Origin of the sequence: Geobacter argillaceus, from assembly GCF_007830735.1 — a bacterium.
GTDB lineage: Bacteria > Desulfobacterota > Desulfuromonadia > Geobacterales > DSM-12255 > Geomobilibacter > Geomobilibacter argillaceus.
Genome location: NZ_VLLN01000004.1, coordinates 216,947 through 239,717, shown reverse-complemented (window position 1 = coordinate 239,717; position 22,771 = coordinate 216,947). Strand labels below are relative to the sequence as shown.

At 61.2% G+C, this 22,771-nt stretch carries 21 protein-coding genes; 10 read left to right on the top strand and 11 right to left on the bottom strand.

Annotated features, from left to right (window positions below; genetic code table 11):
* Positions 1 to 25: 25 nt before the first annotated feature.
* From JN12_RS05215 to JN12_RS05195, 5 genes are read right to left on the bottom strand one after another with little or no spacing between them, the layout of a single operon-like run.
* On the bottom strand, positions 26 to 1,204 hold the full coding sequence (locus tag JN12_RS05215) for a glycosyltransferase family 4 protein (protein WP_246125755.1): 1,179 nt from the start codon (positions 1,202 to 1,204) through the stop codon (positions 26 to 28).
* Positions 1,197 to 2,141, bottom strand: a complete 945-nt coding sequence (locus tag JN12_RS05210; protein ID WP_145019195.1) for a glycosyltransferase family 2 protein — start codon at positions 2,139 to 2,141, stop codon at positions 1,197 to 1,199. Before JN12_RS05210 ends, JN12_RS05215 begins: the two co-directional genes overlap by 8 nt.
* A gap of 31 nt (positions 2,142 to 2,172) precedes the next feature.
* Positions 2,173 to 2,550: a DUF2304 domain-containing protein gene (locus tag JN12_RS05205; RefSeq protein WP_145019192.1), complete on the bottom strand. Its 378-nt coding sequence runs from the start codon at positions 2,548 to 2,550 to the stop codon at positions 2,173 to 2,175.
* Positions 2,550 to 3,287 carry a glycosyltransferase family 2 protein gene (locus tag JN12_RS05200; protein ID WP_145019189.1) on the bottom strand — a complete coding sequence of 246 codons (738 nt, stop codon included), beginning with the start codon at positions 3,285 to 3,287 and terminating at the stop codon, positions 2,550 to 2,552. The genes JN12_RS05205 and JN12_RS05200 overlap by 1 nt, the downstream gene beginning before the upstream one ends.
* A gap of 34 nt (positions 3,288 to 3,321) precedes the next feature.
* The gene (locus JN12_RS05195) at positions 3,322 to 5,184 is read right to left on the bottom strand and encodes a tetratricopeptide repeat protein (protein WP_145019186.1); all 1,863 of its coding nucleotides are present in this window, start codon (positions 5,182 to 5,184) and stop codon (positions 3,322 to 3,324) included.
* Positions 5,185 to 5,415: 231 nt separating this feature from the next.
* On the opposite strand from JN12_RS05195, the gene JN12_RS05190 reads away from it, so the two are divergent.
* The gene (locus tag JN12_RS05190; protein ID WP_145019183.1) at positions 5,416 to 5,685 is read left to right on the top strand and encodes a hypothetical protein; all 270 of its coding nucleotides are present in this window, start codon (positions 5,416 to 5,418) and stop codon (positions 5,683 to 5,685) included.
* 45 nt (positions 5,686 to 5,730) lie between these two features.
* On the opposite strand, the gene JN12_RS05185 is transcribed toward JN12_RS05190, so the two are convergent.
* Entirely contained in the window at positions 5,731 to 7,353 is a 1,623-nt protein-coding gene (locus JN12_RS05185) for an HD domain-containing phosphohydrolase (RefSeq protein ID WP_145019180.1), read from the bottom strand.
* A gap of 177 nt (positions 7,354 to 7,530) precedes the next feature.
* Here JN12_RS05185 and JN12_RS05180 point away from each other — a divergent pair, with 177 nt between their 5' ends.
* Positions 7,531 to 8,301 carry an enoyl-ACP reductase FabI gene (locus JN12_RS05180; RefSeq protein ID WP_145019177.1) on the top strand — a complete coding sequence of 257 codons (771 nt, stop codon included), beginning with the start codon at positions 7,531 to 7,533 and terminating at the stop codon, positions 8,299 to 8,301.
* A gap of 2 nt (positions 8,302 to 8,303) precedes the next feature.
* Here JN12_RS05180 and JN12_RS20740 read toward each other — a convergent pair whose 3' ends face one another.
* Complete coding sequence (locus JN12_RS20740) at positions 8,304 to 8,462, bottom strand: hypothetical protein (protein WP_246125754.1); 159 nt, start codon at positions 8,460 to 8,462, stop codon at positions 8,304 to 8,306.
* Between JN12_RS20740 and hflX the strand changes: the two genes are divergently transcribed.
* From hflX to JN12_RS05160, 4 genes are all read left to right on the top strand, one after another.
* Positions 8,403 to 9,983 carry a GTPase HflX gene (hflX, locus tag JN12_RS05175; RefSeq protein ID WP_246125757.1) on the top strand — a complete coding sequence of 527 codons (1,581 nt, stop codon included), beginning with the start codon at positions 8,403 to 8,405 and terminating at the stop codon, positions 9,981 to 9,983. The genes JN12_RS20740 and hflX overlap by 60 nt on opposite strands.
* Positions 9,984 to 10,020: 37 nt before the next feature.
* Positions 10,021 to 10,701 carry a response regulator gene (locus JN12_RS05170; protein ID WP_145019172.1) on the top strand — a complete coding sequence of 227 codons (681 nt, stop codon included), beginning with the start codon at positions 10,021 to 10,023 and terminating at the stop codon, positions 10,699 to 10,701.
* 28 nt (positions 10,702 to 10,729) lie between these two features.
* Positions 10,730 to 12,496, top strand: a complete 1,767-nt coding sequence (locus JN12_RS05165) for an ATP-binding protein (protein WP_145019169.1) — start codon at positions 10,730 to 10,732, stop codon at positions 12,494 to 12,496.
* A gap of 194 nt (positions 12,497 to 12,690) precedes the next feature.
* The gene (locus tag JN12_RS05160) at positions 12,691 to 13,953 is read left to right on the top strand and encodes a hypothetical protein (protein WP_145019166.1); all 1,263 of its coding nucleotides are present in this window, start codon (positions 12,691 to 12,693) and stop codon (positions 13,951 to 13,953) included.
* Between the two features lie 84 nt (positions 13,954 to 14,037).
* Here JN12_RS05160 and ahcY read toward each other — a convergent pair whose 3' ends face one another.
* The 3 genes from ahcY to JN12_RS05145 all read right to left on the bottom strand — a co-directional run bounded on the left by ahcY (position 14,038) and on the right by JN12_RS05145 (position 17,653).
* Positions 14,038 to 15,432, bottom strand: a complete 1,395-nt coding sequence (gene ahcY / locus JN12_RS05155; RefSeq protein ID WP_145019163.1) for an adenosylhomocysteinase — start codon at positions 15,430 to 15,432, stop codon at positions 14,038 to 14,040.
* Between the two features lie 50 nt (positions 15,433 to 15,482).
* On the bottom strand, positions 15,483 to 16,424 hold the full coding sequence (locus tag JN12_RS05150) for an ArsR/SmtB family transcription factor (RefSeq protein ID WP_145019160.1): 942 nt from the start codon (positions 16,422 to 16,424) through the stop codon (positions 15,483 to 15,485).
* Between the two features lie 146 nt (positions 16,425 to 16,570).
* Entirely contained in the window at positions 16,571 to 17,653 is a 1,083-nt protein-coding gene (locus tag JN12_RS05145; RefSeq protein WP_145019157.1) for an NAD(P)H-dependent flavin oxidoreductase, read from the bottom strand.
* Between the two features lie 147 nt (positions 17,654 to 17,800).
* Between JN12_RS05145 and JN12_RS05140 the strand changes: the two genes are divergently transcribed.
* Entirely contained in the window at positions 17,801 to 18,739 is a 939-nt protein-coding gene (locus tag JN12_RS05140; protein ID WP_145019155.1) for a sensor histidine kinase, read from the top strand.
* Positions 18,740 to 18,754: 15 nt separating this feature from the next.
* Complete coding sequence (locus tag JN12_RS05135; protein WP_145019152.1) at positions 18,755 to 19,477, top strand: response regulator transcription factor; 723 nt, start codon at positions 18,755 to 18,757, stop codon at positions 19,475 to 19,477.
* Between the two features lie 101 nt (positions 19,478 to 19,578).
* Here JN12_RS05135 and metK read toward each other — a convergent pair whose 3' ends face one another.
* Positions 19,579 to 20,748: a methionine adenosyltransferase gene (gene metK, locus JN12_RS05130; protein ID WP_145019285.1), complete on the bottom strand. Its 1,170-nt coding sequence runs from the start codon at positions 20,746 to 20,748 to the stop codon at positions 19,579 to 19,581.
* Between the two features lie 194 nt (positions 20,749 to 20,942).
* Between metK and JN12_RS05125 the strand changes: the two genes are divergently transcribed.
* Together JN12_RS05125 and JN12_RS05120 are read left to right on the top strand one after the other, a co-directional pair.
* Complete coding sequence (locus JN12_RS05125) at positions 20,943 to 21,224, top strand: DUF503 domain-containing protein (protein WP_145019149.1); 282 nt, start codon at positions 20,943 to 20,945, stop codon at positions 21,222 to 21,224.
* A 100-nt stretch (positions 21,225 to 21,324) separates the two neighbouring features.
* Positions 21,325 to 22,755 (top strand): OmpA family protein, encoded by a 1,431-nt coding sequence (locus tag JN12_RS05120; protein WP_145019146.1) that lies wholly within the window; start codon positions 21,325 to 21,327, stop codon positions 22,753 to 22,755.
* The last annotated feature ends 16 nt before the right edge of the window (positions 22,756 to 22,771 follow it).

Below are 22,771 nucleotides of genomic sequence, written 5' to 3'. Positions count from 1 at the left end.
GTTCACAGGATGAACGGTCACGTTTTCACCGCTCCAGCATGCGCCGGTACACCGCTATCAGCCGTGCGCCCCGCGACTGCCAGGAGTGCTCGGCAATTGCCCGCTCCCGCCCCCGGACGGCCAAGTCTTCGCGAAGGACCGGGTCAGCAAGGAGCTTTTCCAGCTTATCGGCGAAGTCCACCGGCTCCGGGTAGCGGGCATAGAGCGCGGCATCCCCCAGTATCTCCCGGTTGATGGGGGTGTCAAACACCAGGGTCGGCAGGCCGCACGCCAGGTAGTTGAACAACTTGCCGTTGGCCTCGGTGAGGGATATCTTCGGCGACAGAGCCACATCGGAGGCCGAAAGGAAGAAGGGCGCCTCCCGGTAGTCGATCCGGCCGGTGAAGGTGATCAAACCGGCGATCCCCATCTCCTTGGCCAGCTGCCGGTACCGCTCGTCGGGAAACCCCATGAGCAGGAAATGGACCGGCACTCCCCTTTCCTGCATGATCTTCACCACCTCCAGGAGCAGGTTGACCCCCTGGTAGCGGTTCATCACCCCCAGGAAAGCCACCACCGGCCGATCAGGGGGAAGTTGTAGCCTACGGCGGGCCTCGGCCCGGTCCATGGGATGGAACTCGTCAGTATTGACCCCATCAGTGAGGGGGAGCACCTTTCCGGCCGCTACCCCCCAGGTCTCCACCAGCTCCCTGGCACCGGGGCCGGAGCTGGTCAGGATGACGTCGGCACGGCGGTTGATGAACCGCTCCAGGAGGCCGAACAGCCGGGCGAGCAGCGACCCCTTCCTGACAAAGCCGTGGTCGATGATCTCGCCGGTCAGGCTCCCCTGGCAGTCGAACAGGAGCGGCACGCCGATGAGCCGTTTCAGGAAGATGCCGAGAAACGCCCCTTCGTGGAGGTGGGCATGGATCAGGTCGGGCCTGAAGCGGCGCCCCACGGCGAGCGCCTTGAAAAAGAGGAGGATATCCAGGTACGGTTTGTGCCAGGAGGGACCGGCGGCCAGCTTCCGGTACCAGGGGATGGAGACTATCCGGTCGGTGGGGATCTCCCCCATGTCCCGGCCCAGGTGGTAGGTGACGATCCGCACCCGGTGCCCCTGGGCCGTCAAGGTCCGCGCCTCTTCATAGATGCGGACGTGACACCCCCGATCGGCGAAATACGGGGTTGGTGCCAGCATCAGGATCTTCAGCGGGACGTCAGTCAATGTTCAGTTTCTCGCGAATCACGTAGATCGGCTTTCCCTGGGCCTCGTAGTAGGTCCGGGCGTTCAGTTCTCCCAGCAGTCCCAGGACGATGAACTGCACCCCCATGAAGAGGAGAAAGGCGGTCAGGATCAGGAGCGGGTTACGGTTCATGCTCATCTGCTCGAAGAGCTTCATGTAGATGGTCGCGCCGCCGGAGAGGAAGCCGGCCAGCAGGGTGTAGATCCCCCATTTGCCAAAGAGCTGGATCGGCTTGGTGGAGTACTGGAGGAGGAACTTGACGGTCATCAGGTCCAGGACCACGCGGACGGTCCGGGAGATGCCATACTTGCTGGTGCCGTAGAGGCGGGGATGGTGCCTGACCGGCAGTTCCGCCACCTTGGCCCCCACCTGGGAAGCGAGTGCCGGCACGAAGCGGTGCATCTCGCCATAGAGGTTGATCCCCTCCAGCACCTCCCGGCGATAGGCCTTGAGGGTACAGCCGTAGTCGTGGAGATGGACACCGGTCAGGCGGGAGATGAGGGCATTGGCGATCATGGAGGGGAGTTTCCGGTTGACGAAGGTATCCTTGCGCTCCTTGCGCCAGCCCGACACCACGTCGTACCCCTCGTCGATCCTGGCCAGCAGCCGGGGAATGTCGGCCGGATCGTTCTGCAGGTCGCCGTCCATCGGCACGATGACCCGCCCGGCCGCAGCAGTGAACCCGGCGGCCATGGCTGCGGTCTGGCCGAAATTGCGGCGGAAGCGGATCACCTTCACCCGCCGGTCTTCCCGTGCGATCTCCTGGAGGAGGAGAAAGGAACGGTCGACCGAGCCATCGTCCACCAGGATCAGCTCGTACGTCAGGCCACTTTCCGCCAGGGCAGCCGTCACCCGCCCATGGAGGAGCGAAATATTCTCTTCTTCGTTGTAGATCGGAACGACTATGCTTAAGTCCACGGAATACTCCTTGGGATATCTGGCTCAGTGCTCAGGGTTTAGCGTCAAGATCGGTGCCCCGGGTCTTCACAATCTTCTCGAACTGGTGACGCAGGATCGCGTTCTCCTGCACCAGATCCTTTACCTGGTCGGAGAGGCGGGAAATCTTTATGGAAAACTGGACCCCAAGGAGGACCAGGAACACGATGGAGCCGGTAAAGAGGGTCGAGGTGGGCAGGGCGGCACCGATGAGATTGGTAAGAGTGACCAGCCAGTCGTACTTGATCACCAGGACGAACATGATGCAGCTGGTGAAGAGCCAGAGGACCGAGTACTCCTCACGGAGCCGCTTCTGGCGCACCATTTCGATGGTGAACACAAAGACCAGGAGACTCACCAGCAGGGCAAAGACCTGTTGCTTGAACGGCATCACGTCCTCCTGAAGAACTTACGGTTGCGCAGCAGGGTAACGAAGATGGACAGGCACATCTTGAACATGTAGTAGAGCGGCTTGGTGCCGCTGTGCATGGTCTTGCCGGTGGGGTTGGCATACATCCGGACCGGCACCTCGCGGATGCGGAACCCGGCCAGGTTGAGGGTGATCAGCATATCGGCGTCAGGATAGTCGCAGGGAAAGACGTCGGTGGTGAAGAACCGGAGCACCTCCCGGTTGAACGCCTGGTAACCGGAGGTGGGGTCGGTGACGCTCCGGCCGATCAGGTGGGTCACCAGCTTCCGGAAGAAGAGGATTCCCAGCCGTCGGGAAAAGGAGGGACGGTAGCTCTCCTCCTCCAGAAAACGGGAGCCAAGGGCAAAGTCGGTGTCACCGGTCATCACCGGTGCCAGGAGGCGGGGGATGAAGGCCGGATCGTGCTGACCGTCGGCATCGATCTGGACCACGTACGGATAGCCATGGCAATGGGCGAATTTATACCCGGTCTGGATGGTCACTCCGTACCCCATGTTGAAGGCGTGGGAGAGCACGATCGCCCCGGCGCCGGCAGCAGCGGCGGCGGTGTCGTCACGGGAGCCGTCGTTCACCACCAGGATGTCGCACTCCGGCACCACCCTGCGGATGGCAGCGACCACCCGACCGATATTGCCGGCCTCATTGTAGGCCGGTATGATCACCAGAACCTTTGCAAGGCCCTGTTCCTCACTCCTCACTCCTCACTCCTCACTCCTCACTCCTCACCGAGCCTTACCGCCTCATCCTGGCTTCCAGCATCGGCGCAAATCCCGAACGGAGCTGCACCAGGGACAGGTACTGTTCGATGACGCAGGCCTGATCGCCGGTTGCCAGACAGGCCAGCCCCATATTGTAGTGGGCCGGCGCATAATCGGGGTCCATGTCCAGGGACTTGCGGAAACTGGCGATGGCGTCAACCGGCCGGCCAAGGTAGTCGTAGGCCAGCCCGAGGTTGTTGTGGGCCTTGGCAAACCAGAGCGTCTGGGCATCGGCATTGACAGCCGACAGGTCCCTGAACAGTTCCACGGTCCTGTCGAACCGGCCAAGGTACGACCCCAGCTGGGTAAGGGCCAGCCCCACATTGTTCCAGGCATCCGGATGTCCCGGATCGAGGGAGATGGACCTGATCAGGGCGGGAAGTGCCCTGGCCGGCTCTTTCCGCTTCAGGTAGGCATATCCCAGGTTGTTCCAGGGACGGGACAGATTGGGCGACTTCCGGGTGACATCCTCCCAGAGCGAGGCCTCGCTGCTCCAGACCCGGTTCCGCTTGACAGTGGCCACCGCAAAGACCAGGCAGAGCAGTGTCATCGCCAGGCAGGCGGAGGAAAGAACCCGTTCCCTATGGCCGGCAAGGCCTATCACCACCGAACTGATGGCAAGAAAGGCACCGGCCGACGGGAGGTACACCCGGTGCTCGAAGATCGGGTCGATAATGGGAATAACGCTCGATTCGACCAGCAGCGCGATATAGAACCAGCCGATGCCGATGGCCACCAGCCTCAGATGCGGAGCAGGCAGGAATGCCGGTGACGCCGAAGGCCGGGAACGGACCACGCACCAGACCGCCAATCCCAGCAGGGCAAGATGCAGTGCCAGCCCACCGAGGACAGCCGGGTCGGCAAGCGTGTGGGAAAAGGCAACCTCGTAATCCAGGTTCTGGTTCACGGGGAAGATCAGCAGACGCAGGTAGGTGGCCACCACCCGGAACTGGGTCAGCAGATAGTCGGTCCGGGAAATGATGGTCTGGACCCGCGTTGCCTGGTCGGCCGCCGCCAGCAGGCCTGTCATCCCCCCCCGTATCCCCACCAGGCTCAGGGGGATGATCGCCATGGTCATCAGGAACAGGGAGATGGGCAACAGGCGCGCCCGAAGCGTCCCCCGGAAACAGAGCAGTTCCAGGAATATCAGCATGAGCGGCAGGGTGAAGGCGATCTCCTTGGTCCGCATGGAAAGGAGCGCCGCCAGGAAGGCAAGAGCGAAATATCCGACCGACGGACCGCGCCGCGCGGAACCGGCACCGTTCAGGGCCAGTCTCGCCCGAACGTAGCAGACCGCGGCAAGCAGATAGAACAGGGTAGCCAGGGAGGTGAACCGCTGGACAATGTAGGTGACCGCCTGGGTCTGGACCGGATGGCTCACGAACAGGAGAGCGGCAAACAGGGCGATTCCCCGGCCATGACCTGCCCGGGGAGGTGCGATTCCCTGCGAGACAAGCGGGCTGAGCCAGAGCAGAGTGATCAGGCCATAAAGGGTCAGGGCGGCCGACAGGTGGACGAAGAGATTGACCAGATGGTACCCGACCACCCAGTCGCCGTGCAGCCGGTAGTTCAGGGCGAAACTAAAGACTCCCAGCGCCCGGCCGGACTTCAGCAACGATGGCGTCATCAGGGAGCCCAGGTCCTTGATCTGCGGGTTCCCCATGATATTGACCATGTCGTCGAAGGTGAACGGAAACGTCATGCTGTTGGCATAGGCCAGCAGTCCGGCGATCACGATCAGGGCAAGCCGGTACCAACCGTCCCTGCGGGATGTTCCGGTAATGAGCCCCACGTATCGCCCCGGCAATCCGGGTATCTCCATTTCACGTCCAGTCATCAGCCTGTCCCTTAGCAGATAGCATGCCGGTCGGCAAACCGGCTTACTATACCTGCATTTATCTGGCGGCAAAAGGAATTTTTCCGCCAGATCGCCGTATCTTCAGGGGGATTGACAGGATTGGACCGGGGGGATATACACGATGATATTGCAGGGGCGGGCTTTCCCCGCCCCGGGTGCGGTAACCGCACCCCTACGGTGGATCAACGTTGTACCGGCGAGGTGATTACCATGGAGATGTTTGGCGGGTTCATGATGCTGGTGTCGATTCTCTTCTTTTTCCTGGCCATAATCTGGTTCATCCTGCCGTTCATCATCTTCGCCATCAAAGGTAAGGTCGACCGGTCGGTCGAGCAGTTGGAGGAGATCGAGCAACGGCTGGCTTCCCTGGAACTGCAACTGGCCAGGCTTAGCCCGCCGCCGGCCGGCAGGGTCGACGCCCCGCCCATTGGATCGTGCGAACCGACCGATGAATCCGCGCCGGCTCGAACAGCACCCTGATTCCGCAGCGCCCTCGCTTCAAACCGGGCGCGGCAAGCAGCGCCCCTACATACCGCCACCGCGCATAACCCGCAGGAGATACCCGGTAAAAGCCGTGACAACCGCCCGGTCGAACTGGCTTCCTACGCAGCGTTGCAACTCTATGATCGCTTCCTGGACCGACAACCCCTTCTTGTAGGGACGATCGGACACCATGGCATCGAACGAGTCAGCAACCGCCACGATCCGCGCCGCCAGGGGGATCGACTCACCCCTCAGGCCATAGGGATAACCGCTTCCGTCAAACCGCTCATGATGATGGAGCACCCCGGGCAGGACGTCCTGCAACTGCCGGATCGGCGCCAGGATCGCCACCCCCTTTTCCGGATGGAGCCGCAGGGGGGGGAATTCATCCTCCGACAACTCCTCGGGTTTCTCCAGGAGCGCCTCGATGATCCCGATCTTGCCGATGTCGTGAAGCAGTCCGGCAAGCCGTATCCGCTCCACCTCCGTCTCCGTGAGCCCCATCTCCCTGGCAATGGTGGTCGCCACGTTCATCACCCGCTCGGAGTGCCCCTTGGTCCAGGGTGATTTGGCATCGATGGCATTGGCCAGCGAGGCCACCGTATTGATGAACAGGCTCCGCATCTCCTCGTAGAGCCGGGCGTTCTCCAGGGCAACCGCCATCTGGGCCGCGATCTTCTCGATGGTGAAGGCATCCTCCCGGACAAACTGGCCCCGCGCGGTGTCGCCCAGAAGGAGCACCCCCTTCGGCTGCTCCTTGCTGATGAGTGGAATCGCCATGAGAGACTCGATGCCGACGTCCCGCAGGGCCATCTCCATAGCTGACAGCCGTTTCAGCCCCCTCAGTTGTGGGATGTAACGGCTCTCACCATGGGTAAACGCCTGCCCGGCAACATTCCCCTTGCCAATCACCGCGCCCCGCTTGAGGGCTGGCAACCCTTCAGGAGCAACGTCACTCCTGGTGGCCAGAACCACCAGTTGCCCGCCGTCACCTTCCAGGACCGACACCAGTTCACACTGCATGATCCGTTCGATCTGCTCCATGGCAGTATCGATGATCCGCTCCTGGCTCAGGGATGAGGAGATGGCCTTGTTGATCTCGTCCAGGGTCAGGATGACGTCGATCCGCTTGGCCATATCCAGCGCCATTTCCAGGGACTGGTCGAACAGCTCGATGTGGCTCACCACCAGCGCCGCATGTGAGACCATGTCCTTGATGACGGCAATTTCGTCCGGGGTAAAGGTCAAGGCAACCGACCGCCGCCTCGCCACGAAGACCGCGCCGGTCACCTGGTTGTGCACCACCATCGGCACAGCCAGGAGGACGAGACTTTTGAGAAGCCGACGGAATGTCGGGCTCAGCAGACGGGAACTCTCGGGGTTGGGGATCTGGAGATGGTGCTTTTTTTGGAGAATCGTCCGGAGCAGGGGAATTTTTTCCGGTATCAGCGGCATATCCCTGAACAGCGGCAGGTATCGGGGTGGCATGCCGCAACTCCGGGCCGGGGCAAAGTCGCGCCGTTCCCGGTCAAGCAGGTACACGACCGCCCAGCCGCTCCTGACCGTCTTCTTCAGGAGACGGGAAAGCCCCTGCAGCACCTCATCCACGTCCCGCAGGGTTGACAGCCGCCGGCTATCCTCAATCACCTTGCCAAAGCCGTTCATGAAAGTGGCTAACCCCTGTCTACGCTTGGCAAAGCCTGTTGCCAAGCGCCGGAATTTTAGTTAGTATGCTGCATTCAATCGTAGCATAATTTTGAATTATTTCTCATTCATCGATTACGGACCTACACCGTCGCCTTAGTGCGTGAGAGTCCGTCACCGGTTCAAGGAGGGAAGCACATGTCGTTGCTTGCAGGGAAAAAGGCCTTGATCGTCGGCGTGGCCAACGAAAAGAGCATTGCCTGGGGAATTGCCGAGGCATTCAAGCGGGAAGGAGCGTCCATAGCCCTTTTCTATGCCGGAGAAACCCTGGCCAAACGGGTCATCCCGCTGGGTGAAAGTATCGGCGCCGAACTCATCGTCCCCTGCGACGTACGCAGCGACGAGGAGATCGCCAAGGCCATGGAGATGGTGAAGGAAAAATGGGGCGGCCTGGACATTCTCGTCCACTCGGTGGCCTTTGCCAACAAGGATGAGTTGAAAGGCTCCTTCCTGAATGTAACCCGCGAAGGGTTTGCGACCGCCATGGAGGTAAGCGTCTTTTCGCTCATCGCCCTGGCCAAGGCAGCTGCCCCGCTCATGGAGGGGCGTGAGGCGAGCATGCTGACCCTTACCTACTACGGTGGCCAGCGGGTTTTCCCCAATTACAACATAATGGGAGTGGCCAAGGCGGCCCTGGAAATGAGCATCCGCTACATGGCCGAAGCGGTCGGCCCCAGTGGGATCAGAGCCAATGCCATCTCCGCCGGGCCATTGAAAACCCTGGCTGCCGCCGGCGTCGGCGGGTTCAACCAGATCGCCGGCATCGTCGAGGGAAAGGCCCCGCTCCGCCGCAACATCACCAAGGAAGAGGTCGCCAACGCAGCTGTGTATCTCAGCAGCCGGCTGGCCAGTGGCGTGACCGGCGAGGTGCATTTCGTGGACAACGGGTATAATATCATCGGGCTGTAACTTCAGGAGCGAGGAGAAAACCCATAAAACAGCTCCACGGCAACCTTACCGGCCTCAAACCCAGCCAGATCAGCTCCCTCGAACGGCTCTTCCGACGCCGTATCCCGCCGGACGAGGTCGTTACCCTGGATCTGGCGCGGGCACTCCTGGCCATCTCCCACGAAACCGGCCGCCAGGTAGGTATCCTGGTAAACCGGGTGGGGGAAGTGGAATATGTCATCGTCGGCGATGAACGCAGCATCTTCATCCCCGAACTCGCCGATTATCCCCTTGGCAGGAAGCTGCTGCGCGGCCTGCGACTCCTCCATACCCACCTGAAGGGTGAGGCGCTGAACGACGACGACCTGACCGATCTGGCACTGCTCCGCTTCGACCTGCTGGCCGCCATCAGTGCGCCGGCACCGGACCTGCCGCCGGTGATCCAGCTTGCCCACCTGATCGTGCCGGGGAGCGGCCAGCACCCGTACCGGGTGGAACAGATCACCCCCCTTGCCCGTTTCAACCTGAACATCCGCGAATTCCTGGAAAATCTGGAAAAGGAGCTGTCCACCGGGACCTCCGCCAGCAGGGAGATCGCCGCCAGCGAGGAGCGGGGAATCCTGATCTCCGTCACCCGACAGACCCACGAAGAGGCGATCGATTCCATCGAGGAGTTGAAGGAGCTGGCCCGCACCGCCAATGTGGCGGTCCTGGACACGGTCATCCAGCACCCCCGCCAGTTCTCCCCACGCTACCTCATGGGCGAGGGAAAGATGCGGGACGTGGTGATCCGGGCACTGCAGCTCGGGGCAACCATGCTCATCTTCGATCAGGAGCTCACCCCGGCCCAGGTCCGCTCCATTTCGGAGATGACCGAGCTGAAGGTCATCGACCGGAGCCAGCTGATCCTGGACATCTTCGCCCGCCGGGCCACCACCCAGGACGGCAAGGTCCAGGTGGAACTGGCCCAGCTCAAGTACCTCCTGCCGCGGCTGGTGGGACGCGGGGTGCAGATGTCCCGCCTCATGGGAGGCATCGGCGGCCGCGGCCCCGGCGAGACCAAGCTGGAAATGGACCGGCGACGCATCCGCGATCGGATCGCCCGCCTGGAGAAGGACCTGCGGGAGCTCTCCCGCGGCCGCTATCAGCGCCGCCAGCGACGGATCAGGGCCGGCATCCCCATCGTTTCCATCGTTGGCTACACCAATGCCGGGAAATCCACACTCCTCAACGCCCTGACCGCAAGTGACGTCTTCACCGAAAACCTCCTCTTTGCCACCCTGGACACCTCTACCCGGCGGCTCCGCTTCCCGAGGGAGCGGGAAGTGATCATCACCGACACGGTCGGGTTCATACGCTCCCTCCCCAAGTCCCTGCTGGGCGCCTTCAAGGCCACCCTGGAGGAACTGCGGGACGCAGACCTCCTGCTTCACCTGGTGGACTGCGCCAACCCCCGCTTTGCCGAACAGATCGGGCAGGTGGAGGCCATCCTCGCCGAACTGGAGCTGGCCGACAAACCGCGCCTCCTGGTCTTCAACAAGGCCGATCTTCTCCCGGAGCTGAAAAAGCAGTTCCCCCTGGCTGTCGTGAAGGTCCGCCAGGTGGCCCGCCAGACCGGGGCCACCCTGGTGGCAGCCAACGACCGGGAGAGCCTGGGACCGCTTCTCAACGAAATGGAGCGGCGGTTCTGGCCACGGAAATAGCTATTACTTTTCAACATGCTGGCAGAGGATCATCCCTATGCAAAGAATACTGATAATCGAAGACGAACAGGACCTGGCCTCACTGGTTGCCTTCAATCTCCAGGGCGAGGGATACGCCGTCACGGTCTGCCATGATGGCAGGGAGGGGCTGGAAAGCGCCCTCGAAGCTCCGCCGGACCTGATCATCCTCGACCTGATGCTTCCGACCATCCTGGGGACCGAGGTCTGCAAGAGGCTCAAGAACAAGACAAGCACGGCCGACGTGCCGGTCATCATGCTCACCGCCAGGGGAGAGGAGATCGACCGGGTGGTCGGTTTCGAGGTCGGGGCCGATGACTATGTGGTCAAACCGTTTTCCGTGCGGGAGCTGCTCCTGCGAGTCAGGGCGCTCCTGCGGCGTACCGGAGCGCCGGTATCCGGAGAAACGGTGGTCAGGATCGGCGACCTGGCCATCGACACCGACCGGCACCAGGTGACCGTGGCAAACGAGCCGGTAATTCTGACCACCACGGAATTCAAACTTCTGCATATCCTGGCCGAGCGACGCGGCCGGTTGCAAAGCCGGGATACGCTGTTGAAGGATGTCTGGGGATACGCCTACGTGGGGGATACCCGCACCGTGGACACCCATGTCACCAGGCTCCGCACCAAACTGGGGCCGGTGGGCGACATGATCAAGACCGTCAGGGGATTCGGCTACAAAATGGAGGAGGCATGAACGGTCCCACGCCGGAGTACGGACAACCATGAGACTCACCATCCGCAGCAAACTGATGGGATCGTACCTGCTCATCATCCTGGTGATGGGCGGGGCACTGTTTGTCTACCTGAACCAGACCCTTGAACGGTATATGGTTGGCAGCATCAGGGAAAACCTTCAGAGCGAGGCACGCCTGGCCGCTCTCATGGCCACCAGGGAGGTTCGCTCCCTCAGGGAGGACGCCCCGCGGGTCACCAGCGATCTCGGCCGCACCATCCGGGCCCGGGTCACCATCATGACCGATGATGGCACGGTTGTCGGCGATTCCGAACTGAAGCGGGAGGAACTCGTCGGACTGGAAAACCACCGCACCCGTCCCGAGGTGCTGGCAGCGCTGCAAAGCGGCGCGGGTGAGGCAATCCGCTACTCGGCCACCCTGCGCACCGACATGCTCTACGTGGCGTTCCCCTTTACCTGCAGTACCGGCGACAAGGGGATCATCCGGCTGGCCCTGCCACTTTCCGCCGTGGCAAAGACCACTGCCAGCCTGCATGCCAGCCTGGGGATCGCCCTGCTCATTGCAACGCTCCTCTCACTGATCCTCAGCTATCTCCTCTCCAACGTGACCTCCCGCACCCTCCGGGCCATGGCGGCCAGCGCCGTCCGCTTCGGGACCGGCGATTTCCGACACCCCCTGCCGGTGAAGAGCGATGACGAACTGGGAGAACTGGCGCGGGTAATGAACGAGATGGCAGGACGCCTGGAAACCCAGATGCAGCGGCTCTCGGCCGAAAAGAACCAGCTGGACGCCATCCTGCGCGGCATGGGGGAAGGGCTCCTGGTTATCGATGCCGAAGGAACGGTCACGCTGGTCAATCCGGCCTTCCGCACCCTGTTCTCCCTACCGGCCGACGTTGCAGGGGCGCCGCTCATGCAGATCACCCGCCATCCGGCCCTGCAAGAAACATTTCGGACCGTGGTGACCGATCGTGCGGAACAGTGGCACGAAATCACCCTTGCCGGCGAAGAGGAAAAAAACATTCTGACGCACTGGGTGCCGCTTCCGGGGCAGGGCGCCTTACACGGCGTTGTCGCGGTCTTCCACGACATCAGTGCCCTGAAAAGGCTGGAGCGCATACGCAAAGACTTCGTGGCCAACGTCTCCCACGAACTCCGGACCCCGGTCACCGTCATCAAGGGGTATACCGAAACCCTCCGGAAAAGCGCGATCGGGACTGCTCCCGAAACCGTGGAACGCTTTCTGGCCGTCATCCATACCCATGCCGACCGGCTGGCAAACCTGATCGGCGACCTCCTCACCCTCTCGGAGTTGGAATCGGCCGGCTACACCCTGACACTCCACCCGGTGGCACTGCCGGAGGTGGTTGCAACCGCCCGGATGCTCTTGGAGCAGAAGGCAGCTGAGAAGGAGATCACGATCAACCCGGGCAGGCTGTCGGGGCTTAAGGTACTCGCCGATGTCGGTCGTCTGGAGCAGGTCCTGGTCAATCTCCTGGATAATGCCGTGAAATACACCCCGTCAGGCGGAACGATCGACCTCCTTGCCAGGGAAACAGGCGATGAAGTCGAGATAGCCGTACGGGATACTGGCCAGGGAATCCCTCCACAGGATCTCCCCCGCCTTTTCGAACGCTTCTATCGGGTGGACTCCGCCCGCAGCCGTCAGGAGGGCGGGACCGGTCTCGGCCTCGCCATTGTCAAGCATATCGTGCAACTCCATGGCGGCACCGTCCGTGTTGAAAGTATTCCCGGCAAAGAAACGACTTTCTTCTTCACACTCAGGAAGGCCTGAAACAACCGCGACAAGCCTCCGGGGAACATCAACCCATCGAAAACCTGACCAGACTCAATCGGCAAACCTTACTACAACTATCGCAGATGACGCATGTTCTTTGCGCCTGACGTTCAGCCCTGTGCCGTTTACAGCTTCAAGGGCGCTGCGCACACATTCCGATAGGATGTACTACACACACGGGCATAACCTCCATGGACCCACAAAAAGTCATCAGGAAACCGTTGTATCTTACCTGGCAGTTCTTCCTCCGTTACTGGCTACGGCTCTTTATCTCCTTCATCCTTCTCCCGCTGGTACTCATCGCCGCCCTGGTCCGTTTTTCCATCGAAGGTGTTTTCGACGGCATCTATCTGCTCAAGGGAACCGGTCGGGCGGTATTTGAGGTGAAGGATGAGATATTCCTCGGGGAATACGAACGGCTGATTGCCAGGATCGAGTACGAGCCCTTCCTGAATCTGCTCCGCACCGGATCTCCGGAGCAGGACAACGAGGCCCATGCCCACCTGACGTACCGGTGGAATGACCGTCAGGGCAGAGGCTTTATTCAGAGCCAGGGCACTGACGGTAGCCAGTTCATCATCTGTTTCGGCCGCTTCGTCGACTCCAACGGCAAGTCACCCCAGGGGCTCTTTGTCGGTGGCGGCCTCCCCTACTCCCGCTACGCCCACGAAACCGTCCAGATGAACGAAACCGGCATGGCGTACTTCGACAGCCGGAAATGGTTCCACCTCTGGTGCAATGCCAATGAAGGAATTGCCGGTGCCGACTCGCCGGATAAACTGGTCTACCCCTCCGACTGGGAGTTCCTGGGGAGCCGGGTCCCATTCGCCACCAGCCAAGAACTGATCATCCACAGCCGACATAAGGCAGTTGTGGACAAGGTACCGTTCAGGATCGACCGTTACGCCCTCTACCGGGCAGGAGAACCCTACCTTGTGCTGGCCATCAGGATCACCAACGTGGGACAACAGCCGGCGGGCTATTTTTATGTCTACGGCGATGAACCATGGGTAGGGGATTACGGCACATCAATCGGTAATGTCGGGTGGACAAAAAATCGGCTTTTTTTCTACGAATCATTGATCGATCCGCAAAACAACTCCTTTGTCGGGATGTATGATTACGGCAACCGGGCTATCAACGAAAAAAAGGAGCGCTTCTCGCGCATGGCCAATTTCATTGAGTGGATCGGCATGATACGGCCCCAACTGGTCTACGTTTCAAACAAGGAAGGAAAGATATCCGACGAATCCCGGCATATCCCCCTGGACAGCCCGGACAACCGGGTACTGTTCCTCCAGTGGGGCCCGCGACTGCTCACCCCCGGGCAGTCGGATCTGTTGATCATGGCCATCGGCATGGCCGGACATGATCCTAAATCGGACATTCCGGCCAAACCGGAGATCAACATCGACTGGGACGATCTGAATTTCGTGCTGAGCAGCGATAACTAATCTGCACCTGGTCCGGCACACAGACAAGAAAAGGGCCGGAATATGAATTCCGGCCCTTACTCGCTTAACATTGCTAACCGGCTCTCAGTACCGGTAATGCTCCGCCTTGTACGGCCCCTCCACCTTTACTCCGATGTAGTCCGCCTGCTCCTTGGTCAGGGTGGTCAGCTGGGCATTGAGCTTCTTCAGCTGCAGCCGTGCGACCTTCTCGTCCAGATGCTTGGGCAGGGTGTAGACACCGACCGGATACCTGCCGGGATTGGTGAAGATTTCGATCTGGGCGATGGTCTGGTTGGCAAAGGAGGACGACATGACATAGCTCGGGTGGCCGGTGGCGCACCCCAGGTTCACCAACCGCCCCTTGGCCAGGAGGATGATCCGGTTGCCGCTCGGCATGATCACGTGGTCCACCTGGGGCTTGATCTCCTCCCACTCGTACTTCTCCAGGGCGGCAACCTCGATCTCGTTGTCAAAGTGGCCGATGTTGCAGACGATCGCCTGGTCCTTCATCTTCAGCATATGCTCGTGGGTGATGACGTGGTAGTTGCCGGTGCAGGTAACGAAGATGTCGGCCTTGTCGGCGGCATACTCCATGGTCACCACGCGGTACCCTTCCATGGCGGCCTGCAGGGCGCAGATCGGATCGACCTCGGTCACCCAGACCTGGGCGGAAAGCGCCCGCAGCGCCTGGGCCGACCCCTTGCCCACATCGCCGTAACCGCAGACCAGGGCAACCTTGCCGGCCACCATCACGTCGGTGGCCCGCTTGATGCCGTCCACCAGTGACTCGCGGCAGCCGTACAGGTTGTCGAACTTGGACTTGGTCACCGAGTCGTTGACGTTGATGGCCGGGAAACGGAGCTCGCCACGCTCATGCATCTGGTAGAGACGGTGGACGCCGGTGGTGGTCTCCTCGGTCACCCCTTTGATCTGGGCGATACGGGTGGAGTACCAGGTGGGGTCCTTCTCCAGCTTGGCCCTGATGGCGGCAAAGAGGATGGTCTCCTCCTCGGAGCCGGGGTTGTTCAGCACCGAACGGTCCTTTTCCGCCCTGGTACCGAGGTGGAGCAGCAGGGTGGCGTCGCCGCCGTCGTCCAGGATCATGTTGGAAAAACCGCCGTCGGTCCACTCGAAGATCCTATGGGTGTAGTCCCAGTACTCCTCCAGGCTCTCCCCCTTGACGGCGAAGACCGGCACCCCGGAAGCGGCAATGGCAGCGGCGGCATGGTCCTGGGTGGAAAAGATGTTGCACGAGGCCCAGCGGACTTCCGCGCCCAGGGCGGTCAGGGTCTCGATCAGCACGGCGGTCTGGATGGTCATGTGCAGCGAGCCGGTGATGCGTGCACCCTTGAGCGGCTGCGCTGCGGCAAACTCCTCGCGGATGGCCATCAGCCCCGGCATCTCGGTCTCGGCGATCCGGATCTCCTTGCGGCCCCAATCGGCCAGTTTGAGGTCTGCGATGATGTAATCTTGTGACATGGTTACGCTCCTTTTGTGTTGGTGTTCTTGTGCAGAGATTTCGTAGACACTCACTGCATCCGCTTGTTTTCTTCGGTTCCGGCAAGGGCCCTCACAAGCAACACGGCCTCCTGGCCGTCAGCCGCCTCCGGACGCTCGCAGCTGACGGCCGAGAACCCGGCCTCCGCCAGCCACTCCGTCAATTCCTGTTCCTCGAACCCCAGCCACTGGTCGGCCAACTGCTCCCGTGCCGCCTCCCGCTCGTGCCGGGCCAGGTCGGCAACAACCAGCAATCCGCCGGATGCCAGCACCCGCCGGATCTCGGTCAGCACCGCAGCAGGGTCTGCCGCGTGGTGCAGCACCATGTTCGCCACCACGCACGCCACGGAGGCATCGGGCAACGGCAGATGGGTCATCTCTCCCAGGCGGAGTTCGATGCCCCCAACGCCATCAGCAGCCAGTCGACGCCGTGCCTCCTCCAGCATGGCCGGTGAATGGTCCACCCCGATCACGCTCCTCGCCCGTCCGGCCAATGCTGCCAGCAGGCCGCCGGTACCGACACCGATCTCCAGCACTATCTCCCCTGCGGGAATCAGCTCCAGCAGTCTCCCCTGGTAGTCCGGCACCGGCAGGAGCACCCGGGCCAAGTCGTCCCACTGGCGGGCATGCCGATCAAAAAACTCCTGGCTGCGCCGGCGCCGCGCTTCCAGAATCCGGGCCACGGCAGAAAGGTCAGCGGCCCGCCCTGGCAGCGACTCGACCTCACGCTCGAAGGCAGGGCGGATGGCGCCGAAGAAGGAGTTCCCCTCTCCTGCCCGGTAGTAGCTCCAGGTCCCCTGACGCTTGACGGTCAGGACACCGGCCTCGGTCAGGATCTTGAGATGGCGCGAAATGCGCGACTGCCCCATTCCCATGATGCGGGTCAACTCCTGCACCGTAAATTCACCGCGCAACAGCACCGCCACGAGACGCAGGCGGCAGGGATCGGCCAGGGCCTTGAACAGTTCGAGCATGAATATCAACTTCCCCGGCTAACATATATCAACTTTTCTTGATTTAACACAACAACGACTCGTACGCAACAAAAAAGCCGCCCACCTGTGGGGTGGACGGCTTTGCGTTACGAACCGGCCCGGCCGGCGCCGGCAGCGGCAACCGCTCAGGCGGCCTCTTCTGCGGCCATTTCGCCGAACAGCTCGTCAAAGACGTGCTGAACCGTGGTGATCCGCTCGGCCTTCCAGGCATTGGTGCCACAGAAAACGAGACCGGTCTCCACGTCGCCCCGCTGGGCACGGTCCAGGGCGGATACAATGCAGAACCGCTCGCCGCTCTCCTTGTAGGAACATTTTTTCAGACAGGCATTGGCACACAGGGTGGCGTTGTCCTGGTCATAGCCGACAATCGCCTCCTGGTTGCCGATGATCGCCCGCCCCGGAAGACCTGCCGGACTCATAATCAGGCCGATATCCTCTTTTCGGCACTCCAGATAGGCCTGTTTGAAGGCATCGTCGGCATCGCACTCCACGGTCGGCACGAAGCGGCTCGCCATCTGTACCCCGTCGGCTCCTTCGGCCAGGGCATGCATGACATCTGCACGGTCCCAGATGCCGCCGGCGGCGATCACCGGAATCTCCCGGCCGAACTCGGCGGCAATGAACGCCTTGATGGCGCGGATCGTACCGTACTGGTCGTAGTCGCCGGTGCCGATCTGTTCGATCTTCTCTCCCAGATGGCCGCCCGCCGTATCCGGGTCTTCCACCACAATGGCATCCGGGAGGCGGTTGTATCCCTTTTCCCATTTCTTGATGATCAGCTGGGCAGCCCGCAGGGAGGAAACGATGGGCACCAGGGCCACATCCGGCGCATGGGACGTCAGGCCGGGAAGGGTCAGGGGAAGGCCGGCGCCGCAAACGATGACCTTGGCGCCGCCGTCAATGGCAGCCTTCACCAGGGTCTCGAAATCGGCCAGGGCAACCATCACGTTGACCCCGATCACACCGTCAGGGGCGATCTCGTAGGCCTTGCGCAGTTCGGCCTTGAACGCCTCGGGCTCGGCCTGCAGGTAGTTGCTGCCACGAAAGTAGGAGCTGTTGAGGGCGATGCCGGCAGCGGCCACCAGGCCGACGCCGCCGCAACGGGCCACATGGCCGGCGAGCGAACCTCCGGAAATCCTCACTCCCATCCCACCCTGGATTAGTGGGTACTTCGCGATATGCTTGCCGATCCGTAACGGTTTGAGCACTAGACTCCCTCCTGACGTTTTACAAAACAGTATCAGAAGCGGCAAGATACGTGTGTAATAGAATTGTAAAACCGAGCTACCGCATGCGGGGGAATACGCCCCATATCACACCTTGCCAAGAGCCTGAGCCCATGATACATCTTCGGCATGACGAGGCTCAAACGATACTTCACACCGGTCGTCACCATGGTGGCAATGCAGTTGGTCTGGGTCCTGCTGGTCATCCTCTGGATCTCCTGGATGGTCGGGCGCCATCGCGAACTGCGCAGGCTTTTGGAGCGCTACCGACCGGAGATGGTGCCCCCCGGCTTCGACTGGGTGTCGCTGGTGGAGGGGCTTATCCTGCTTCTGGTGGTCCTGGCGGGCTTCTACGCCATATTCCTCTTCTGGAAACGCCAGTCAAGCCTCTACCAGCGACAACGGGCCTTCATCACCCAGGTGACCCATGAACTCAAATCCCCCCTCGCCTCCATCCAGCTCCACCTGGAAACCATTCGCCTCAGGAAGCCATCGCCCGACAAGCTCGAACGGTTCCTGGAGACCATGCTCTCCGACACGGAACGCCTCAACAACCTGATCAACAATATCCTGATAGCTGCCAAGCTCGAACAGCGCCGCGGCAAGCAGAGCTTCCCGGTACAGGATCTGAGCGCGTTCGTGACCCGCTCACTGGAACAGAAACGCAAGCTCCTCCCGGAGGGGGGCTGCCTGACCATGGATATAGAACCGGGAATTAAGGCCCCCTTCGACAGCGAGGGAGTGGAAACCGCCCTGCGCAACCTGCTGGAAAACGCCATGCTCTACAGCCCTGCCGCACCGGAGATCACGGTTACCCTGAAAAAGTCCGGCCGCGCCTGTCAGCTGATCGTCAGCGACCGGGGAAAGGGACTCTCCGCTGCCGAACTGCGCAAGGTTTTCCGGATGTTCTACCGGGTCCGGGAGCATGGCGAAAACATCCGCGGCTCTGGGCTCGGCCTGTACATCGTCAAGTCGGTAGCCCAGGAGCACGGTGGGAGCGTCCATGCGGAAAGCGCCGGACCCGGCAGGGGCACCACCTTTATTGTCACCCTGCCGTGTGCCGAATGATCGAGAGGATGGAGCATGGAGAGTGAAAAACCGCACATACTGCTCGTGGAGGATGAGATCCACCTGGCCCGGGGGATCTGCTACAACCTGGAACTGGATGAGTACCGGGTAAGCCATGTGGAGAGCGGCGAGGAGGCGCTGGAGCGCCTCTCCTTCGAGCGCTTTTCCCTGGTCATCCTCGACGTGATGCTGCCCGGCATGGACGGCTTCGAAGTATGCCGCAAGGTCCGGGAGATGGACAGCCGGGTGCCGATCCTGATCCTCACCGCACGGGTTAACGAGGGGGACCGCATTACCGGATTGGCCAGCGGCGCCGACGATTATCTGACCAAACCATTCAGCCTGGACGAGTTTCTGCTCCGGGTACGGGGAATGCTCCGGCGGTCGGCCTGGTATCGGCCGGAGCCGGTGGAGGAAGGGTACCGGTTCGGCGACAATGAGGTATTTCTCCTCTCCTACCGGGCACGCACAGCCCAGGGGGAAATCGACCTGACCGACCTGGAGGTACGGGTGCTCACCCTCTTTTTCCAAAATGAGGGGGCAACCCTTTCCCGGGCCGAGCTCCTGGAAAAGGTCTGGGGGTACGCCGCCAACGCCGAAACCCGGACCCTGGACAACTTCATCGTGCGGCTGCGCAAATACTTCGAGCCCGATCCGGCCGACCCAATCTTCTTTCAGACCGTCCGGGGGGTGGGGTACCGGTTCACAAGGGATAAAGCCGTGACTCGTGACTCGTGACAGGGAGCACGTAGAACCTTTAATCCGAAAAGCGAACGGCCGGGAAGAAGAATCTCCCGGCCGTTCGCTTTTACGAGTCACCAGTCACGAGTTACGGCCTTTTAAATTCCCGCCTTCTCCCTGATGATGGCGGCCTTGTCGGTCCGCTCCCAGGTGAATTCCGGCAGTTCGCGGCCAAAGTGACCGTAGGCAGCGGTTTTTTTGTAGATCGGGCGGAGCAGGTTCAACTGCTCGATGATGGCGCGGGGGCGGAGGTCGAACACCTCGCGGACGATCTCGGCGATCCGCTTGGACGGAATCTTGCCGGTGCCCGCAGTATCCACGAGTACCGATACCGGTTCGGCCACGCCGATGGCGTAGGCAACCTGGACTTCGCACTTCTCGCACAGGCCGGCAGCCACCAGGTTTTTGGCCACGTAGCGCCCCATGTAGGCAGCGGAACGGTCCACCTTGCTGGGGTCCTTGCCGGAGAAGGCACCGCCGCCGTGGGCACCATGGCCGCCGTAGCTGTCGACGATGATCTTCCGGCCGGTCAGGCCGCAGTCACCCATGGGACCGCCGACAACGAAACGGCCGGTGGGGTTGATCAGGTAACGGGTCTTGTCGGTCAGCAGGTTGGCCGGAATGACCTTCTTGACAACCTCCTCGATGATCCCCTCCTTGATGGTCTCGTAGGTGACCTCGGGCGTATGCTGGGAGGAGATGACCACCGTGTCCACAAAGGCGGGCCTGCCGTTCAGGTACTGGATGGAAACCTGGGACTTGGAATCGGGACGGAGGAAATCGAGGACACCGGACTTGCGCACATCAGCCAGCTTCTTCACCAGCTGGTGGGAAAGAAGGATCGTCATCGGCATCAGCTCTTTGGTTTCATCGCAGGCATAGCCGAACATCAGCCCCTGGTCGCCGGCCCCCTGCTCCTTGTAGAGCCCGTCCCCCTCGTTCACCCCCTGGGCGATGTCGGGAGACTGCTTATCGATGGAAACGAGGACGGCGCAGGTTTCCCAGTCGAACCCCATGGCCGAGTCATTGTAGCCGATCTCCTTGATGGTCTCACGGACCACCTTGGGGTAGTCGACAATAGCAGAGGTGGTGATTTCACCGGCTATCACCGCCATGCCTGTGGTCACCAGTGTCTCGCAGGCGACGCGAGCTTTGGGATCCTGCTCAAGGATGGCGTCGAGAATGGCGTCCGAAACCTGGTCGGCCACCTTGTCGGGGTGCCCCTCCGACACCGACTCGGACGTAAATATGTAGTCATCCATCTCCATCATCTGCATTTCCTCCCTCTGTTCACCCCGCTGCCGGAATGTTCGTATCGTTATAAAAAGACTGTCCTATATATCGTTAGACCGACCTTATTGTCAAGCATGAAAACCATCACCCGGCCGGCCTTGACAGGCGGCAACCCACCGGCAACAATGCTCTTTATGGCCCGGACAATACCGAAACCGGAGGTGATGACATGCACGTTCTTTCGCTCCTGATCGAACTGGAACTTCCCTGCACTTCCCTGAAAGGTAAACGGGGCATCATCAAGAGCATCATAGCCCGGGCACGCAACCGGTTCAATGTGGCCGGGGCCGAAGTGGCCAACCAGGAAGATTGGGGCTCGGCGCAGCTGGCCTTCGTGACGGTGAGCAATGACCGTGGCTACGCCCGCCGGCTCCTGGAGCAGCTTGAGGAATGGATAGTCGGTGAGCGCCCGGATCTGCCAATACACTTTGTTGACTATGAAGAACGATAAATATAAGGCGTTCCCTTGCAAAACGGCATCTCGCCTGTATAATTCCCACTCAGATGTGAGTACATCTTCATAAAAACTGGTAAAAAACAAGGAGGGACGTATGAAGAAAACCATTGTGGCGGCAGCATGCCTCTCGGCAGCTCTCGTGGGGGCCACGGCCCATGCGGCCAACAAAGCGGAAACATTCGTGATCTCGCCGTTCATCGGCGGATATACTTTTGATGGCAAACAGCACCTGGAGACCCGGCCGGTCTATGGCATCCGGGGTGGCTACAACTTCACCGAGCACGTCGGCCTCGAAGCAGTGTTCGACTTTGTTTCCACCGAATCAACCCGCGGAGCGGGCGATGCCGACATCTATAATTACCGGCTGGAGGCTCTTTACCACTTTTTCCCCGAAGCGCGTTTAGTTCCGTATCTGGCGGCCGGCTACGGCGCCATTACCGTCGACCCGGAAAAACAGACAAAAACGACGTACGGGGCTCTCAACTATGGCGTCGGCCTCAAGTATTTCCTGACCGACACCCTGGCGCTCCGGACCGATGTCCGCCATCTCGTTTCGGATAAGGACCGAACACTGCACAACCTCGAATATACGGTAGGCGCGGCCTTCTATTTCGGCGGCGCCGAACCGGCACCCAAACCGGTAGCGCCGGCACCGAAACCGGTCGTGGCCCCCCCGCCGGCCGCGCCTGCCCCGGCAGCTCCGACCGCAACCCTGTCGGCCGCTCCTGGCACGATCACCCCGGGCCAGGCCGTCACGCTGAGCTGGAGTTCGCAACATGCCACGAGTTGCACAATTCAGCCGGATGGAGAAACCGTGGCACCACAGGGCTCCAAGACCGTTACCCCGGCTGCTGCCACCTCCTACACCCTGACCTGCACCGGCGACGGCGGTTCGGCCACCAGTGCAGCAAACGTCGCGGTAAACCAGCCGACTGCACCAACCGCCACCCTGTCAATCGCACCGGCCACGGTAACGAAAGGGAATGCTGCCAAGCTCAGCTGGAGTTCGCAGAATGCAACGAACTGCGACATCCAGCCCGGCGTAGGGGCGGTCCAGCCACAGGGAACAACCAGCGTAACCCCTGCAGCCCCCACCACCTACACGCTTAACTGCACCGGCGATGGCGGCAGGGCCAGCAGCAGTGCCAATGTGGCACTGTCCGAGAAGATCTGTATCACCCTGAAAGTCCAGTTCGATACCGACAAGGCGGTGATCAAGCCCAGGTACCACAACGATATCAAACAGGTTGGCGACTTCCTCAACAAGTATCCGAACGCCACCGGCGTCATCGAAGGACATACCGATAACCAGGGGGGCGCCGAATACAATATGAAGCTCTCCCAGAAGCGGGCCGATGCCGTACGCGCATACATCATCGACAAATTCGGCATTGCCGGTGACCGGCTTACGGCAAAAGGGTTCGGCCTGACCAAGCCGGTTGCCGACAACGCCACGGCGGAAGGACGGGCCAAGAACCGTCGGATCGATGCAACAATCGACTGCGTTGTGACCATCAATAAGTAGAGAAAACCGCTGGATT